1 pseudogene is annotated in these 656 nt (G+C 62.3%); it reads left to right on the top strand.

Features of this window, described 5'->3' with window-relative positions:
- Positions 1-639 (top strand): annotated as a pseudogene (locus tag B5M41_RS26785) (IS5 family transposase); the annotation flags it as partial.
- Positions 640-656: the final 17 nt, after the last annotated feature.

Below are 656 nucleotides of genomic sequence, written 5' to 3'. Positions count from 1 at the left end.
CGTTATTCGCAACGGTCTCCGGTGGAAGGACGCGCCGACTGGCTACGGTCCGCATAAGACGCTCTACAACCGCTTCATTCGCTGGAGCCGGCTCGGCGTCTTCGACCGGATCTTCGCCGTTCTCGCCGGCAAAGGGCCGAAACCCGAGCGTATCATGATCGACGCGACGCATCTCAAGGCTCACCGCACCGCGGCGAGCCTGCTCAAAAAGGGGATGTTCCCCGCCGTATCGGGCGAACAAAAGGCGGGTTGAACTCGAAGCTCCACACCGTTTGCGACGGTGACGGACGGCCGATCATCCTGCTCCTATCGGAAGGCCAGATGAGCGACCACAAAGGCGCCCGTCTCGTCCTCGACGCCTTGCCGCCGGCCTCTCATCTGATCGCCGACCGCGGCTACGACAGCGCCTGGTTGCGCCAGGAACTGGAAGCACGAGACATCGAGCCGTGCATCCCCTCGAGCCGAAGCCGCAAAGTCCCATACGCCTACGACACCGCCCTTTGCCGTCAGCGCCACAAGGTCGAGAACCTGTTCGCAAAACTCAAGGACTGGCGCCGCATCGCAACTCGCTACGACCGATGCGCCCACACCTTCTTCTCGGCCATCTGCATCGCTGCAGCCGTCATTTTCTGGCTCTAACGAGTCCTGAGACTAGG

The sequence above is a fragment of the Shinella sumterensis genome (assembly GCF_004514425.2).
GTDB lineage: Bacteria > Pseudomonadota > Alphaproteobacteria > Rhizobiales > Rhizobiaceae > Shinella > Shinella sumterensis.
This window is presented reverse-complemented; position numbering and strand designations above follow the sequence as displayed.